Below are 15851 nucleotides of genomic sequence, written 5' to 3'. Positions count from 1 at the left end.
ATTGACGGGCGCTTTGCCTTGGAGGGACGATGCTCGAAAAGCTGTTCAAATTGCAGGAACACGGCACTACGGCGAGAACGGAAATTATTGCCGGCGTGACGACCTTCCTGACGATGTCTTACATCATCTTCGTAAACCCGGATATTCTGTCCACCACGGGTATGGATCGAAACGCCGTTTTCGTTGCCACCTGCCTTGCGGCAGCTCTCGGCTCGATCATCATGGCGCTCGTCGCAAACTGGCCTATCGGCATGGCGCCGGGTATGGGTCTTAATGCCTTCTTCGCCTTCACCGTTGTTGGGGCGATGGGTTTTTCCTGGCAGCAGGCGCTTGGTGCTGTCTTTATTTCGGGTATTATCTTCCTGATCCTGACCGTGACAGGTGTACGGCGCTGGCTGGTTGAAGGTATTCCACATTCGCTGCGAAGCGCGATCGCAGCCGGTATCGGTATGTTCCTGGCCTTGATCGGTCTGAAAAGCGCGGGCGTGGTCGTCGGTAATGAGGCGACTTTGGTTAGCCTTGGCGATTTGACGAAGGCGGGACCGCTTTTGGCGATTGCGGGCTTCTTCATTATCGCGGTGCTGGACGCCCTCAAGGTTCGCGGTGCGATCCTCATCGGTATTCTCATCGTTACGGTGGCATCGATCGCGCTTGGCATCAGCCAGTTCGGTGGCGTTTTTTCCGCGCCGCCAAGTCTTGCTCCGACCTTCCTTCAGCTCGACGTGATGGGTGCTCTGCATACCGGCATTCTGCATGTCATTCTCGTTTTCGTGCTGGTCGAGGTTTTCGACGCCACTGGTACGCTGATCGGCGTGGCAAAGCGTGGTGGCCTGATTGAACCCGGCAAGCCGAACCGTCTCGGACGCGCCCTGTTCGCCGACAGTACGGCAATTCTCGGTGGCTCGCTTCTGGGTACGTCGTCCACGACGGCTTATGTCGAAAGCGCGTCCGGCGTTCAGGCGGGTGGCCGTACGGGCTTGACCGCACTGGTCGTAGCACTTCTGTTTCTTGCGGCCCTGTTCATTTCACCGCTCGCAGGCTCGGTTCCAGCTTACGCGACAGCACCAGCTCTTATCTACGTCGCTTGCCTGATGATGCGTGAACTGACAGAGATCGAGTGGCACGATGTAACGGAAGCCGCACCGGCTGCGCTGACGGCGTTGGCTATCCCCTTTACCTATTCGATCGCCAATGGTCTCGCCTTCGGTTTCATCAGCTATGTGATCCTCAAAGCCTTCACCGGCAAGGCACGTGACGTGCATCTGGCCACCTGGCTGGTCGCCGCACTTTTCGTCATCCGCTTCGCATTCTTTGCGGAGTAACAATAAGGCGCCGGGCCGAAACGGCCCGGCGCTCGATCTGCAATGCCGGGAGGAATGGACTGTGCAGATAGATGAACTGAAACTGCTTGAAAAGCTTATCGATGTTATCGAGCAGGATATCATTCCACTGACTGAGCAAGGTGTGGCGGAAGGCAACAAGGTGTTTGGTGCGGCCCTGTTGCGCAAGTCGGATCTGTCTCTTGTTCTTGCTGAAACCAACAACGAGACCGAAAATCCGCTCTGGCACGGTGAAGTGCACACATTGAAGCGCTTTTATGAAATGCCGGAGAGTGGACGCCCCGATACGAAAGACATGGTCTTTCTTTCCACCCATGAACCGTGCTCCATGTGCCTGTCCGCGATCACGTGGAGCGGTTTCGACAATTTTTACTACCTTTTCAGTCATGAGGATTCACGGGATGCGTTCTCCATCCCGCATGATTTGAAGATACTCAAGGAAGTCTTCACACTGGAACCGGGCGGATACAACCGCGACAACGCTTTCTGGCATAGCCATTCGATTCCGAAAATGGTTGCATCCTTGCCTGACACCGATCGTTTGTGCCTCCGCAAAAGGCTCGACGCGATTTTTGCGAAGTATGACGAATTGTCCGGCATTTATCAGGCAAGCAAAGATGGAAACGCAATTCCTCTCAATTGACGAGAAATCGTTTCTTATAGTCATACACCTGAAATAGGCCCGTGCCAGAGGGGATGCGCGATACCGGAGACCCAGTTCGCGCATTTTTCATGTCTGACAGGACGAGCATCATGACCTCTGACAATATAATATCAGCGATTGGCTTCTGCACCCCGACGGGTGACGGCAATTTCAGCACGCTCGAAGGCGCAATCCGCAATATCGTCGAACTCGGTTCGGACGCTGTGGAATTATCGCTCTATGGCGAGGAAATAATCTCAGGCGGCCGTCTCATTCCGCAGCGCGTGGATCGCCTCGTCGATATTACCAGACAGTTTGACACCCGCTATAGTGTCCATGGACAGATCGTTTCCAATTTCATGGATCGCGAACATCTTGAGTATCAAAAGGCAGTGGTCCGGGCGATGCTGGAACTCTGCGACCGTGTGGGAGCGGAAGTACTTGTTCATCACTCCGGCCACGCCACAATGTCTGCGCTTTCTCGCCTTCCCGACCTCGACAAGATGGAGCGGGATGCGCTCGGCGAAATGGCGGAACTGGCAAAGTCTTATGGCGTCCGCATCGCGCTGGAAAATATCTTCGCAATGAGCGATGCCGAGTATCGCCAGACACCTGCGCAGGTTGCCGAAACGGTAGCTGCGGTCAACCATCCTTCCGTCTGTGGGCTGATCGACTTCAGTCATGCTTATATTGAGTGTAGCCGTCTCGGAATTGATTGGCGCCCACAAATTCGTGCCATGGCTCCTGTAACCGGACATTTGCATGTTCATGACAGTTTTGGCCGCCCCTATACGATGACCAAGTTTTATCATCCCGCCGAGGCAACGGCGCTTGGAATTGGCGATCTGCATCTGCCGATTGGTTGGGGCGATATTCCATGGGAAGACATTTTCGATGAGCTAACTTTCCTGCCCGATACGTTCCTGATCATGGAAATCGGAGAAGATCGTTTCAGGACCGAACAGGCGGATAGTCTTGCGCGTGCACGCAAAATGGCCGAACGGGTTAACAGCCGCCGGAAAGCCGCTTGAATGAAATGAAACAGGCCGCGTGGTGAGCGCGGCCTGTTCAAACGGTCCAATTGAATTTATTTGCGAATTTCGCTCAGCTGCTTTTGCACCGCATCGATGACATCATCGCCGATCTGAGATTTGTATTTGGCATAGATCGGCTGGGACTTCTCGAGCATGCGAGCATGCTCTTCTGGCGAAAGCGTATTTACTTCCAGACCTGCTTCCTTGATCTTCTCGAGCGATTTCTGGTTCAATTCACGAATGACCTTGCGTTCTACGTCACGTCCCACGATGGCGCACTCACGCAACGCAGCTTGTTCTTCCGGTGAGTATGTGTCGAAGATCGGCTTCGAGTACAGAAACAGAAACGGCGTATAGGCATGTTTGGTTTCTGTTACGTATTTCTGTACTTCGTAGAATTTTGAAGTATCAATGGTGACGTATGGGTTTTCCTGGGCATCGATAGCCTTCGTCTCCAAGGCCGAGAAGATTTCACCGAAAGCCATCGGCGTGGCATTGGCACCGAAGTTCTGGAATGTATCGAGGAAGATGTTGTTCTGCATCACGCGGACTTTCATGCCGCTGAAATCTTCCCATTTATTGACCGGGTGTTTTGAATTCGAAAGGTTTCGGAAGCCGTTTTCCCAATAGGCAAGATTGACGAGACCCACGGCGGCAAGCTTTTCGTCCATCATCTTGCCGAAGGGACCGTCGACGACAGCATCTGCCTCTTCATCATTTGCGAAGAGAAATGGCAGGTCGAAAACACCTAGCGCGGGAACTATCCCTACGAGCGGAGATGATGAGGTAACAACGCCTTCCTGTACACCAGAACGCAGTGCTTGCGTTGCCTGCAAATCGCCTCCCAGAGCTCCACCCCAGAACGCGGTTATCTTCATCTTGCCGCCGGACTTCTCAGCAAGGCATTCATTCATTGCCTTGATGCCGTTTCCGACGGGGTGATCCTCGTTAATGCCGTTGGAAACGCGGATGTTGCGGTCCTGAAATTCGGCGAAGGCAGGTACGGTAAGCGCTCCCGCCATGAGGGCGGTTGTTGCCAGCATAATCAGTTTCTTCATAGAACTCTCCTCCCAGAGTTGATGTTAAACCTAGTTAGTGAAGCCAGTTCATGGGTACCAGTACGAGATTTGGAAACAGCACCAGCAGGAACAGCACAACCACCTGCGAGATCAGGAATGGAGTAACGCCCGCGACCACTTTTCCAAGCGGCACCTTAGAGACGCCGCTTACTACATTCAGCACAACGCCGACCGGAGGCGTGATAAGTCCTATGCTAGTATTCATGATGAAGAGAACGCCGAAATAGGCCGGATCGATCCCCGCTTGTTTGATAATCGGCATCAGGACGGGTGTCAGGATCAGAATTGTCGGGGTCAGATCCAATGCGGTTCCAACAATCAGGACGAGGATCATGATCGCAAACATCAGCAGCCTTGGACTGTCGATCAGTGGCGCGATGTAACCGCTGATTTCGGCCGGAATATTTGCTGCCGTTATCAACCACGACGACACTAGTGCAGAAGCGACAAGGAACATGATGACGGATGTCGTTTTGGCAGCCCGCAAAAAGACGCCGTAAAGATCAACAAATCTTAGTTCGCGGTAGATGAACATGCCAACAAAAAGTGCGTAGGCGGCGGCAACCACGGCGGCTTCTGTCGGTGTCATGACACCCATACGGATGCCGCCAAGAATGATGATCGGCATGCCCAGGGCCCATAGTGCACGTCCGGTGGCCTGTAACCGGTCTTTACCAGATTGCTTGGGAAGTACTTTGAGGTTGTCTTTTCTGACGACGATCTGCCAGGTGAGGAGAAGGGCAATACCCATCATCAGACCCGGCACGATGCCAGCCATGAAAAGCTGCGTAATGGATACATTCGCCGCAACACCGAATACGATCATTGCCATTGATGGTGGGATGACCGGTGCGATGATGCCACCCGCCGCCATCAATCCGGCAGAGCGCGGGATATTGTAGCCTGCTTTCGCCATCATGGGGACGAGGATGGTTGCCAATGCCGCAGTGTCGGCAGCAGCCGACCCAGATACGCTGGCCATGATGATGGCGGCAAGGATGGCGACTACGCCGAGGCCGCCGCGAATATGTCCGACGCAAGCTATGGCGAAATCAATGATGCGGCGGGACAAGCCGCCTGAATTCATAAGCTCGCCAGCCAGAATGAAAAAGGGGATTGCCAAAAGGGTGAAGGAATCCACGCCGGCAATCATGTTCTGCGCGATGATCTGCGTGTTGAACATCCCCATGTACCACATGAGAACGACACCGCAGAACATTAGGGAGAAAGCGATCGGAACACCGATAGCCATGGCGCTGAGGAGCGAGCCGACAAATACTAGAAGTGTCATGTCGTCTACTCCATCAGATGGTCGAGCGAGTGCTCGCCCGCAAAGGTGGCAATTTCTTCATCGGTCAGACGACCGGTGACTGCGCGCAGAAAGCGTTCGGCGGCAATGATGAACATAGCGCCACCCGTGAACAGACCGACACCGTAGACCCAGATCATCGAAAGGCCGGTAACGGGGGCAACCATGCTGGCGTTGATGTCGAACTGTTTCCAGGTGCCCCAGAAGAAAATTCCGGAACACAGCAGGATGATCAGATAGCTGAGCGCCATAAAGGTAACGCGTCCCCGCCGCCCGAAGCGGGCAACGAGCGACTCGATGCCCAAATGGCTATTTTCGCGAAAGGTGAGGACGGCGCCGAGAAACGACACCCAGACGAAGAAATAACGCGCAAGTTCTTCCGATACAGTCAGTCCGGAATTTGCGGCGTAGCGCAAAATCACGTTGACGAACACCATAATAGCCATGCCGGCAAGGAGGAAGACGAGGATTGCGCCAAGTATCTTGTAAAAGAAGTCTATGGCTTTCGTCATCTACCCGCCCTCAGACTTTATCGAGCAACTTACGCGCTTGCAGATTCTGGATCAGCGCCCTTATGCCAAATGTCCATTCGGGACACTTGTCGGTGCGATCGACCCAGTTAACGAGCCGGCCCAGCTTCGGCGTGGAGATTTCCACGCGGTCGCCGACTTCGTGGGTGAAACCTTGTCCGGCTCCGCGACGGTCCTTGACGGGCGCGAACATGGTGCCAAGAAACAGTACTGCTCCATCCGGATACTGATGATTGCGGTTCATCATCTGCGATGCGAGATTTTCAGGATCGCGGCTGATCGCCTCCATCGGGCTTTCACCGGTCATCTCAAAGCCATCAGCTCCGTGCACAGTCAACGACAGCTTGAGTTTACGCAACACGTCCATGGTGAATTGACCGTCGAACAGTCGGATAAACGGGCCGATAGCGCAGGAAGCATTATTGTCCTTCGCTTTGCCCAGCAGGAGGGCTGAGCGCCCTTCAACATCTCGAAGATTGACGTCATTGCCGAGTGTTGCCCCGACAATGCGTCCATCAGAGGTGGCAACCAGTACGACTTCGGGTTCGGGATTGTTCCATTGCGAAATGGGCAGGATGCCGACAGTTGCACCGCATCCCACAGCCGACATCGGCTGGGATTTGGTGAAGATTTCCGCATCCGGTCCAATGCCAACTTCCAGATATTGGGACCAGAGCCCCATTTCCTGAAGAAGCGCTTTGACCCCCGCTGCCTTCTCGGAGCCAGCAACGACACCACGCAAATTGTCGCCAATGACCGGAGCCAGGCGTTCGCGAATCTCGCGGGCGCGGGAGGGGTCGCCTTTGGCCTGTTCTTCAATCACACGTTCCAGCATGCTATCGGCAAAGGTGACGCCTGCTGCTTTGATGGATTGCAAGTCTATGGGAGCAAGCAGCTCTCCCCGATCACCGGAAAGAAAATCGTCGATAGAGCCGAGTTTTGGAAAGGTCTCAGTATTTTCCAATTCACCTATCAGCGAATTGCGCTCCAGAAGGCCGGAAACCGTAGCGGACAAGCTGGACAGATCGTGCACATGGCCATTTTTGACCAATACCGGACAAGGGCCATTTTCGGCTTTCGACCACACACGGCCAATCAAAACCGCTGAGTGGCTGTCCTCAGGCAGTATCGCCGTTGCTTTCAGTTCACGCTTGTCTTGCACAGATATCCTCCCAATGTATGACCGTTTTCCACTGGCCATATGTTGTCAGGATGCCTGACAACAATAGTACTATTATTAGCAGTCCAGAGTTGAGTCCAGCCTTCAGAACGCGCTAATCTCAAAAATTAGATCGATCTGTTTTTCTGCGGCTGACGGTATAAACCTTGTCCAGTTCTGGATTCAGTTCCATGCCTAATCCGGCGCCGGGTGGAACGGTGATCATGCCGTTCTTGATTTCCGGCAAAGCCGTGACGAGATCGCGATACCATGTCTTGTAAAATGCGCGAACACTTTCCTGAATGAGCGCATTCGGTGCATTCAGTGACAGGTGCGTCGAAGCGCAAAGGACCACCGGCCCCGTGCAATCATGGGGTGCGACCGGAAGATGCCAAGCTTCTGCCATGGAGGCGATCTTGCGCGCTTCCGACAGGCCGCCGCACCAGCTCAGATCGAGCATGACAACACCAGCGACACCGGTTTCGAGGAGATCACGAAACGCCCAACGACTTCCTAAAGTCTCAGAAGCGCAGATCGGCGCAACGCTCGCTTCAGCATAACGCCTGAGACTTCCAAGACTGTCCATCTTGATCGGGTCTTCATGCCAGAAGGTCTTGAAGGGCGCAAGCTCGCGGGCAATCTGCATCGCGGGCAAGAGCTGCCACATGGAATGGAATTCAACCATGATATCCATGCTATCGCCGACAGCCGCCCGGATTTTCTCAAAAGGCTGCAACGCCGCCTTGAGATCGGGTTGAGAGATATATTGCCCGCGTGTCTTTTCCGCCGCCATATCGAACGGCCAGATTTTCATCGCCGTTATGCCCTCGTCCAGCAGCGAGAGTGCAAGTTCGTCTGCCCGGTGCAGGAAGCCATTAAGATCGTCATAATTAGCTCCAGCACCAGCCAGACCATAATTGGCGGATTGCTGGCCCGTTGCCTTTTTGATGTATTCCGTTCCGGCACACGTATTATACGTGCGGATGGATTGACGGCTGAAGCCGCCGAGGAGTTGAGCGATCGGGAGGTTGGCAGTCTTGCCGTATAGATCCCACAGGGCGATATCGAAAGCGGAGTTGCCACGCACTTCGGCCCCGGTTGAACGGAAACCGAGATAGCCCACAAGGTCAGACGCCAGCAGGTCGATCTGCAGCGGATCGCGTCCGAGAACGCGCGGCGCCACATATTCGTGCACATAAGCCTCCACAGTTTCGGACATGAAAAAGGTTTCTCCGAGACCGGCAATTCCTTCGTCCGTATGAACTTCCACCCACAACAGGTTCGGCCGTTCGGCAATGCGAATAGTTTCGATTGCGGTGATCTTCATTGCACCTCCCAAATGCAATTGGATTGCCTGCGTGCTAGCTCTTGTGGCCGTCGTTGAGCTTTTCGACATGAAGGAGCAGGGCGCTGTGATCCTTCTCGCCGCCGCCTTCTTCCACAAAAGCGGCGAAGGCCTCGCGTACGGTCTCGGTCAATGGCAACCTCAAAGACAGGTCGTCTGCTGTCTTGAGGATCGAATTGAGATCTTTCAGCTGAATGCGCGACGTGCCGCCCGGCTCAAAGTTGCGGTCGATCATCCGCTTGCCATGCAGTTCGAGAATGCGGCTTTCACAGAAACCGCCGCGGATGGCATCGCGGAATGCAGCACGCGATCCGCCGCCTTTTTCGACAAGAACCATTGCTTCTGCGATTGCTCCGATGGTCACGGCAACAATCTGCTGATTGGCGAGTTTTGCGAGCTGGCCGGCCCCTGAAGGCCCAACGCGGGTAAGGCGCCCCATCGGTTTGAACGCATCGGCGAGACCAGCGATGATCGCTTCATCACCTCCGGCCATGATGGCCAACGTACCTTCCTGAGCACCCACCACGCCACCGGAGACCGGGGCGTCGATATGATTGACGCCGATCGCTTCCAGACGCTCGGCATGCTCGCGTGCGAAGTCCGGCGAAATTGAACTCATGTCGATAACCGTGCTGCCTTTTTTCAAGGCAGCAGCAACACCCTGTTCGAAGAGGACGTCACGTACCGCTGGACCATCGGTCAGCATGGTGATGACTATATCGGCGCCCCCAGCGGCTTCTGCGGCGGTTTGAGCGAGTTTGGCGCCTTTTTCAGCGAAAGGGGCAGACTTGGCACTGTTCCGATTCCAGACTGTTACGTCAAAGCCCGCATCCAGAAGCCGGTTGGCCATTGGTGCGCCCATCAGGCCGGTTCCCAGAAAAGCGATCCTGCGTGTCAAAGTTTGCCTCCCATTTCATCCTCGATGTGAACACGGATGATCTCATCAAAGGATGTTTCGGCGGTGAAGCCAAGGGCCTGTGCGCGTTTTGCCTCGAAACCGGGAGCCCAACCTGCAACCATACGCATGATCATTTCGTCCGGTTCACGGCGGATCAGGCTGACGGCCTTTTCCCCGGCAACGCGCCGCAAGGCTTCAATCTGCTCGCCGACAGTGGCACTGAGACCGGGCATGGAAAGATTGCGACGTGGCCCAACCGCCTCTGTATCGATGGTAGCGCCATGGATCAAAAAGCCGACTGCCGACCGCGGGGATGCATGCCAATGTCGGACATCTTCAGGAACAGGTAAGACGGCTTCCTGTCCCGAGAGCGGTTCGCGCAGGATATTGGAGAAAAAGCCGGATGCCGCCTTGTTTGGCTTGCCTGGCCGTATGCAGATCGTGGGCAGGCGTATCCCGATACCATCGAAGAAGCCACGACGGGTATAGTCCGACAACAGAAGTTCGCTGATTGCCTTCTGCGTACCGTAACTCGTCAATGGGGTCGTGTGAAATTCATCTGGGATCGGGTAGGGAAGCGGGGCGCCAAAAACGGCAATGGAGGAGGTGAAAACCACGCGGGGCTTATAGCCATCGGCAATGTGCGCAAGCCGGATTGCATCAAACAGATGCCGGGTGCCATCGAGATTGATTCGATAACCCTTATCGAAGTCGAGTTCCGCCTCACCAGACACGATTGCCGCGAGGTGGAAGATGACGTCCGGGCGCCCTGATACGATCATCTGAGCGGTTTCCATGGTGGATACATCTGCTGCCAGAGTATCGACTGATCCTCTAAAGCCGATTGGAGGTTCTGCAGCAACGATGTCGATAAGCGTAAGCTTTTCAACGGGGTTTTCCCCGAGACGACCGTCGTCTGAAAGGCGCTGCATTAGCTTGCGCCCGACCATACCAGCAGCGCCGATGATTGCGATATGCATTTAGAAGGCCTCCTCCTGCCTTGCGGTCAATGACGTTTAAAAATTCAGTCCTCGGCTACTGTAACAACACTTATCCAGTCTCCCACAGATTCATGTTGTAGGGTTGTCTGATAACCTTATATGTAAGCAATGGAAACAGTTTTCTCCGTTCTGCCACAGGAACGAAACGGAAAAGCCCGCTCCATCCTAAAAACTGTCGTAGTCCTGCGACAGCGCATTGCACATCGATAAAGCCAAGAGGATATCATGCACGGTTCGGGTGACATGACCGGAAACAAGCGGACTGATCTCGTTGCTCTTTTGGGCGATGATCTGGTTATGACCGGGCAAAACGACATGGATGGCTATTGTCGTGACTGGCCGGGAGATGTGGAGAATGCCGCGGTTGCGGTGATCCGTCCGCGTTCGACAGCGGATGTCTCCGCTGCAGTTAAAGCATGCGCTTTATTGGGATTGGTCATCATCCCGCAGGGCGGAAATACAGGTCTTGTGCAGGGCGGTGTGCCGGATGGCGGGGATAATTGCGTCATTTTGAGTCTTGAGCGTATGAACCGCATTCGGAAAATTGATCCGGATGACTTTTCAGCGGTTGTCGACGCCGGTTGCATTCTCTCCGAACTGAAAGACAAACTGGCAAGTGACGGGATCTTTTTCCCGCTGGCGCTTGGTGCACAGGGAAGCTGTCATATCGGGGGAAATGTCAGCACCAACGCCGGCGGCGTCAACGTGCTGCGCTATGGCATGACCCGAGAGTTGGTACTTGGGCTGGAGGTCGTCCTGCCGGGCGGTACGATATTCGACGGTCTTTCGACGCTGAGAAAGGACAATCGCGGGATTGATCTGAAGCAGCTTTTTATTGGTGCGGAAGGGATTCTGGGAATAGTGACCGGCGTTGCAATCAAGCTGATGCCCTTGCCGGACAAGGTGGAAACAGCGCTGCTCGGGCTCAACTCCCTAGAGGATGCCATTGCGCTTTATCGACGGGCACGGGTGCAGTGCTGTGATCTGATGTCCGCGTTCGAGTTTATGCCGCCGGTAGCTTTTACACTGGCGCATGAGGCGATGCCAGAACTCGCCACCCCGCTTGGGCAATATCCGGCCTATGTCTTGATGGAGATTTCCGGCTCGGGACTGGTCGACATAACATCCTTGATGGAACAGTTTCTTGCAGGAGCAATGGAAGATGGCCTCGTTCTTGACGGGACCATCGCATCATCGCGTGCACAAGGTCAAAATCTCTGGATGTTTCGCGAGGCGATGAATGAAGGGCAGGCGCTGCGTGGTAAGCACCTGCGCACTGACATATCGGTTCCATTGTCGAAACTGGCATCGTTCGTCGATGAAGCTGAAAGGGAACTGGCGAAGGTTCTTCCCGATTGCCTCGCGGTTTCCTATGGACATGTCGGCGACGGCAACGTCCATCTGAACGTCATTCCGGAAAGTAATCTCGACATCGCTACGAAAGACAGGAAGATCAAGCTCGCCAAGGAGACGATCAATGCTGTTCTGGATCGTTATGCGGGCAGCATCAGCGCCGAGCACGGCATCGGTCGCCTCAAAAGGGACGATTTCGAGAAGCGGCTTGACCCTGCGCGGCGAAAGCTGCTTGAAGGTCTCAAACAGCTCATCGATCCGGACAACATCATGAATCCGGGCTGCCAGCTTTCGCTTGACTCTTCAAAAGGCTGACGACACACCAATTGCACGGGCAATCAGGGAGACCTTATCATTTTGTTTGGTGAAATCAGGCGCAATGAGCAACTCCCCGGACGCATCGCTTCGGAAATTTCGCGGCAGATCGGCGAAGGCAGTCTGCTGCCGGGACAAAAGCTGCCGACAGAACATAACCTTGCGCAAAGCTTCGGTGTCAGCCGTTCGGTCGTACGCGAAGCGATTGCCCAGCTACGCAACGAGGGGCTGGTTGAAACACGGCAGGGTGTCGGTGCTTTTGTAACGGAACCCGACAGACGCCACGCCATCCGCATAGAACCTGAAACACTTGCCAATCGTGAAAATTTTCGCAGCCTGTTCCAGTTGCGAATGGCGCTGGAGATTGAAGCTGCCGGGCTCGCTGCCGTCCATCATGATGAACATGACATGATGCAACTCGACGAAGCGCTCGCTGAAATGAGCGGTTCAAACAAATGGACTGACACCGGTATAGCTGCCGATCTGGCTTTTCATAGGGCACTCGCTTCTGCGACCCATAATGAGTATTTTCCGCTGGTTCTCGGTTTCATCGCCGAACGCATCAATCAGGCGATCAACGCTGCGCGTGCACGGGCAGTGCTTGAGCAAATTGTTGAAATCACCATCACCGAGCACACAGCAATCAGGGATGCCATCCTTTCACGCGATCCGTTGCGATCACGCGAAGTAATGCGCCTGCACATCATGCAGGCAGCAAGCCGTGTCGGTCTTAAGCTGGAAACTTTCTGATGGCTTCTTCCTTTGAACTTTTCAGCTTGGAGGGGCGCGTTGCCCTGATTACCGGTTCCAGCCAGGGCATTGGTTTTGCATTGGCTCGAGGGCTTGCCGAACATGGTGCGACGGTGATCATCAATGGCCGTGATCGAAGCAAGGTGGATGCAGCGGTCACGCTGCTGGAGCATGAGGGCCATACTGTTTTTGCGTCTGCGTTCGATGTGACAGACCCCGGACAGGTTCGCGCCGCTGTCGATGTGATTGAAGAGGAAATCGGTGCGCTTGATATTCTGATCAATAATGCCGGAATGCAGTATCGCGTGCCGTTGGAGGATTTTCCGATTGAGAAATGGCAGAAGCTTCTGGAAACCAACATCTCCAGTGCATTCTATGCGGGACAGGCGGCTGCACGCCACATGATCGCACGAGGACGCGGCAAGATAATCAACATTGCTTCGGTTCAGAGTGAACTGGCGCGTCCTTCCATTGCGCCTTATACCGCGACGAAGGGAGCTATACGCAACTTGACGCGCGGTATGGCCACCGATTGGGCCAGACATGGCTTGCAGATCAATGCGATTGCACCCGGCTATTTCAAGACGCCACTGAATCAGGCATTGGTTGATGACCCCGAATTTACGGCATGGCTGGAGAAAAGGACACCGGCGGGCCGTTGGGGGAATGTGGAAGAACTGGTTGGTGCAGCAGTGTTCCTGAGCAGCGATGCTTCCACTTTCATCAATGGACAGGTTTTGCATGTCGATGGCGGCATGACCGCAAGTGTATGAGGAAGTGATGCTGCGTATTATCGTTATGGGTGTTTCGGGTTCGGGAAAATCGACGATCGGGGAGAAGATTGCAGATGCTTTGAAACTCCCGTTTCTCGAAGGCGACTCTCTTCATCCGAAATCCAATGTCGATAAGATGTCAGCGGGCATACCTTTGCAGGATGAGGACCGCTGGCCGTGGCTTGATAAAATTGGTGAACGGCTTGCTGCCTCGACTGACGGCATTGTGGTTTCCTGTTCAGCCTTGAAGAAGAGCTATAGGGATCGCCTTCGCTCCGCTGCGGGGGCGCCTGTCCTTTTCGTTTTTCTGGACGGCAGTTTTGAAGTCTTGCACGAGCACATGGGACATCGTACCGGCCATTTCATGCCGGTATCGATGCTGGAAAGCCAGATTGCCACGCTCGAAAGCCCGGTCGGAGAAGCGCTGGTATTCCGAGCAGATATCGCGGAGAGTGTGGAAAAGATCGTATCTGATAGCCTCGAATGGATACGATCAGTTCAACTTTAGCTTTATTTCAACGGCCAGAAGAACATCAGCGTGGGAACCGTTACAATCGCGATGATGATTGATAATGGCAGGCCCAGACGGGGATAATCGCTGAATTTATAGCCGCCAGGTCCCATCACCAGCGTGTTACACTGATGACCGATTGGGGTGAGGAAATCACATCCCGCACCGATCGCGACCGCCATCAGGAAAGCTTCCGGCTTGAAACCAAGCCCAGAGGCAAAGCTTGTCGCAATGGGAGCCATGACAAGTACCGTCGCGGCATTGTTGAGAAACGGCGTCACCATCATTGCGGCCACAAGGATCAGCGCCAGCGCGCCGGCAGGCGGCAACTGATGGCCTATGGTGGCGAGCGCTTCTGCTATGAGGTCCGTGCCGCCGGTTGTCCTTAAAGCATCCGAAACAGGGATAAGTGCAGCAAGCATGACAAGAATTGGGCCATCAATCTCATCGTAGACCTCGTTAAGAGGTATCACCTTGAACAACAGCATAGCGACGGCAGCGGCGAAAAAAGCCACCGCAACCGGTACGAGGCTAAAAGCGGTCGCACCGATGGCGGCAATCAAAATGGCGAGCGGGATCAAGCCGCGCCGGACGCTGCCGAGCATCAACTTGCGGCGCGCGAGCGGCAGCAATTCGAACTCGGGCAGGAAGGTGGATAGATTTGCTTGTCTGCCTTGCAGGACGATCACATCGCCGAAGCGCAGAATGACCTCACTGAGACGCTCGGTAATGCGTTCACCTGGCCGGCTGACTGCGAGCAAGTTGAGGTCATAGCGCGCGAAAAGAGCAAGTCTCTGAGCCGTCAGCCCAATGAGGCGCGAGTTCTTGCCAATAACGGCCTCAACCGCCTCGATGTCAGTGGAGCCGCTGGTCTCGGAGGGATTGCGATTCTCAGACAGGGTGAGCTTTCCCGCGCTTATTATCGCATCAAGCGCTTTGGGGTCGCCTTCGAGAAGGACCACATCACCTTCATTCAGGATGGTGTCGGGAAGCGGCGTCAATCGTTGTTCGTTGCGTATGATGGAGGTCACCATGGCTTCGCCTTCGGCGGCCTTGATGAGATCGGTAACGTGCTTGCCGATCATGGTCGAGGTTTTCGTGACGCGCGCTTCGGAAGCATAATTCTTGATCTTGATTGCTTCATCCAACGAAACGTTTTCGCGTGTGCGCTGCGGGACAAGCCAGTAAAAAAGAACAAGATAAATGAGCCCTACGACCGACAGAACGGCGCCGACGGGTGTGAAGTCGAACATGGTGAAGGGTTCCCCCACCATTTCGCCGCGGATGCGAGAAACGACGATATTCGGCGAAGTACCCACCTGGGTCATCAAACCGCCGAGCAGCGCACCAAACGCCATAGGCATGAGAAACGTCGATGGTGAAACGTTGGAGCGGCGCGCGAATTGAAACGCCACCGGGATCATGATGGCGAGCGCGCCGACGTTCTTCACAAAGGCGGAGAGCACGGTGACGACTGCCACCAGAACGGCCAGCTGTAATCTTACACTGCTAATCTCCGGCAGAAAACGCTGGACCGCCGCCTGCATAAGGCCCGAGCGTGCAACGCCCGCACTGACCACCAATGCGCTGCCAACGATGATGACGATGTCGTCGCTGAAACCCGAAAACGCCTGATCGAAGGGAACAACGCCAACGGCTATTGCCAGGAGAAGCGCGCACAGCGCGACCACATCATAACGGAATTTGCCCCAGATAAACGCCCCCATCATGAGTATGATTACTGCGAAGGAGAGTATCTGTTGATGCGTCATCTATCGGAATTTCCTCACGGGCGGAAAAATATTCCATCT

At 54.7% G+C, this 15851-nt stretch carries 15 protein-coding genes; 7 read left to right on the top strand and 8 right to left on the bottom strand.

All coding sequences use genetic code 11. The features are described from left to right. Positions 1 to 29 precede the first annotated feature (29 nt). The 3 genes from J9800_RS02585 to J9800_RS02575 all read left to right on the top strand — a co-directional run bounded on the left by J9800_RS02585 (position 30) and on the right by J9800_RS02575 (position 3014). Positions 30 to 1322, top strand: a complete 1293-nt coding sequence (locus J9800_RS02585; RefSeq protein WP_114214827.1) for an NCS2 family permease — start codon at positions 30 to 32, stop codon at positions 1320 to 1322. 61 nt (positions 1323 to 1383) lie between these two features. Continuing rightward, on the top strand, positions 1384 to 1983 hold the full coding sequence (locus J9800_RS02580; RefSeq protein WP_114214828.1) for a nucleoside deaminase: 600 nt from the start codon (positions 1384 to 1386) through the stop codon (positions 1981 to 1983). 110 nt (positions 1984 to 2093) lie between these two features. Then, complete coding sequence (locus tag J9800_RS02575) at positions 2094 to 3014, top strand: sugar phosphate isomerase/epimerase family protein (protein ID WP_114215055.1); 921 nt, start codon at positions 2094 to 2096, stop codon at positions 3012 to 3014. A gap of 56 nt (positions 3015 to 3070) precedes the next feature. On the opposite strand, the gene J9800_RS02570 is transcribed toward J9800_RS02575, so the two are convergent. The 7 genes from J9800_RS02570 to denD all read right to left on the bottom strand — a co-directional run bounded on the left by J9800_RS02570 (position 3071) and on the right by denD (position 10317). Continuing rightward, positions 3071 to 4075, bottom strand: a complete 1005-nt coding sequence (locus tag J9800_RS02570; protein ID WP_114214829.1) for a TRAP transporter substrate-binding protein — start codon at positions 4073 to 4075, stop codon at positions 3071 to 3073. Between the two features lie 34 nt (positions 4076 to 4109). After that, on the bottom strand, positions 4110 to 5387 hold the full coding sequence (locus tag J9800_RS02565; protein ID WP_114214830.1) for a TRAP transporter large permease: 1278 nt from the start codon (positions 5385 to 5387) through the stop codon (positions 4110 to 4112). A gap of 5 nt (positions 5388 to 5392) precedes the next feature. Beyond that, positions 5393 to 5917, bottom strand: a complete 525-nt coding sequence (locus J9800_RS02560; protein ID WP_114214831.1) for a TRAP transporter small permease — start codon at positions 5915 to 5917, stop codon at positions 5393 to 5395. Positions 5918 to 5927: 10 nt separating this feature from the next. Beyond that, complete coding sequence (locus tag J9800_RS02555; protein WP_114214832.1) at positions 5928 to 7097, bottom strand: fumarylacetoacetate hydrolase family protein; 1170 nt, start codon at positions 7095 to 7097, stop codon at positions 5928 to 5930. Between the two features lie 118 nt (positions 7098 to 7215). Further along, positions 7216 to 8421 carry a mandelate racemase/muconate lactonizing enzyme family protein gene (locus J9800_RS02550; protein ID WP_210845428.1) on the bottom strand — a complete coding sequence of 402 codons (1206 nt, stop codon included), beginning with the start codon at positions 8419 to 8421 and terminating at the stop codon, positions 7216 to 7218. Positions 8422 to 8455: 34 nt separating this feature from the next. Beyond that, positions 8456 to 9337, bottom strand: coding sequence for an NAD(P)-dependent oxidoreductase (locus tag J9800_RS02545; RefSeq protein ID WP_114214834.1), 882 nt, complete (start codon positions 9335 to 9337; stop codon positions 8456 to 8458). Beyond that, positions 9334 to 10317 carry a D-erythronate dehydrogenase gene (gene denD / locus J9800_RS02540; RefSeq protein ID WP_114214835.1) on the bottom strand — a complete coding sequence of 328 codons (984 nt, stop codon included), beginning with the start codon at positions 10315 to 10317 and terminating at the stop codon, positions 9334 to 9336. The genes J9800_RS02545 and denD overlap by 4 nt, the downstream gene beginning before the upstream one ends. A gap of 246 nt (positions 10318 to 10563) precedes the next feature. On the opposite strand from denD, the gene J9800_RS02535 reads away from it, so the two are divergent. The 4 genes from J9800_RS02535 to J9800_RS02520 are packed head-to-tail and all read left to right on the top strand — an operon-like array spanning position 10564 to position 14037. Beyond that, positions 10564 to 12006 carry an FAD-binding oxidoreductase gene (locus J9800_RS02535; RefSeq protein ID WP_114214836.1) on the top strand — a complete coding sequence of 481 codons (1443 nt, stop codon included), beginning with the start codon at positions 10564 to 10566 and terminating at the stop codon, positions 12004 to 12006. A gap of 42 nt (positions 12007 to 12048) precedes the next feature. Further along, positions 12049 to 12756, top strand: coding sequence for a FadR/GntR family transcriptional regulator (locus J9800_RS02530; RefSeq protein ID WP_114214837.1), 708 nt, complete (start codon positions 12049 to 12051; stop codon positions 12754 to 12756). Beyond that, positions 12756 to 13529: an SDR family oxidoreductase gene (locus J9800_RS02525; protein WP_210845425.1), complete on the top strand. Its 774-nt coding sequence runs from the start codon at positions 12756 to 12758 to the stop codon at positions 13527 to 13529. Before J9800_RS02530 ends, J9800_RS02525 begins: the two co-directional genes overlap by 1 nt. A gap of 7 nt (positions 13530 to 13536) precedes the next feature. Continuing rightward, a complete protein-coding gene (locus tag J9800_RS02520; protein WP_114214839.1) occupies positions 13537 to 14037 on the top strand; it encodes a gluconokinase in 501 nt (166 codons plus the stop codon). A gap of 2 nt (positions 14038 to 14039) precedes the next feature. Here the strand turns inward: J9800_RS02520 and J9800_RS02515 are convergent, their stop codons facing one another. Next, a complete protein-coding gene (locus J9800_RS02515) occupies positions 14040 to 15812 on the bottom strand; it encodes an SLC13 family permease (protein ID WP_114214840.1) in 1773 nt (590 codons plus the stop codon). Between the last annotated feature and the right edge of the window lie 39 nt (positions 15813 to 15851).

It is taken from the genome of Ochrobactrum sp. AP1BH01-1 (assembly GCF_018066705.1).
Taxonomy (GTDB): Bacteria; Pseudomonadota; Alphaproteobacteria; order Rhizobiales; family Rhizobiaceae; genus Brucella.
This window is presented reverse-complemented; position numbering and strand designations above follow the sequence as displayed.

Excerpts from the sequence above, each read along its gene's own strand:
- J9800_RS02560 (WP_114214831.1), bottom strand. The coding sequence starts at position 5,917 with ATGACGAAAGCCATAGACTTCTTTTACAAGATACTTGGCGCAATCCTC.
- J9800_RS02585 (WP_114214827.1), top strand. The coding sequence starts at position 30 with ATGCTCGAAAAGCTGTTCAAATTGCAGGAACACGGCACTACGGCGAGA.
- denD (WP_114214835.1), bottom strand. The coding sequence starts at position 10,317 with ATGCATATCGCAATCATCGGCGCTGCTGGTATGGTCGGGCGCAAGCTA.
- J9800_RS02515 (WP_114214840.1), bottom strand. The coding sequence starts at position 15,812 with ATGACGCATCAACAGATACTCTCCTTCGCAGTAATCATACTCATGATG.
- J9800_RS02525 (WP_210845425.1), top strand. The coding sequence starts at position 12,756 with ATGGCTTCTTCCTTTGAACTTTTCAGCTTGGAGGGGCGCGTTGCCCTG.
- J9800_RS02520 (WP_114214839.1), top strand. The coding sequence starts at position 13,537 with ATGCTGCGTATTATCGTTATGGGTGTTTCGGGTTCGGGAAAATCGACG.
- J9800_RS02565 (WP_114214830.1), bottom strand. The coding sequence starts at position 5,387 with ATGACACTTCTAGTATTTGTCGGCTCGCTCCTCAGCGCCATGGCTATC.
- J9800_RS02535 (WP_114214836.1), top strand. The coding sequence starts at position 10,564 with ATGCACGGTTCGGGTGACATGACCGGAAACAAGCGGACTGATCTCGTT.
- J9800_RS02550 (WP_210845428.1), bottom strand. The coding sequence starts at position 8,421 with ATGAAGATCACCGCAATCGAAACTATTCGCATTGCCGAACGGCCGAAC.
- J9800_RS02575 (WP_114215055.1), top strand. The coding sequence starts at position 2,094 with ATGACCTCTGACAATATAATATCAGCGATTGGCTTCTGCACCCCGACG.
- J9800_RS02570 (WP_114214829.1), bottom strand. The coding sequence starts at position 4,075 with ATGAAGAAACTGATTATGCTGGCAACAACCGCCCTCATGGCGGGAGCG.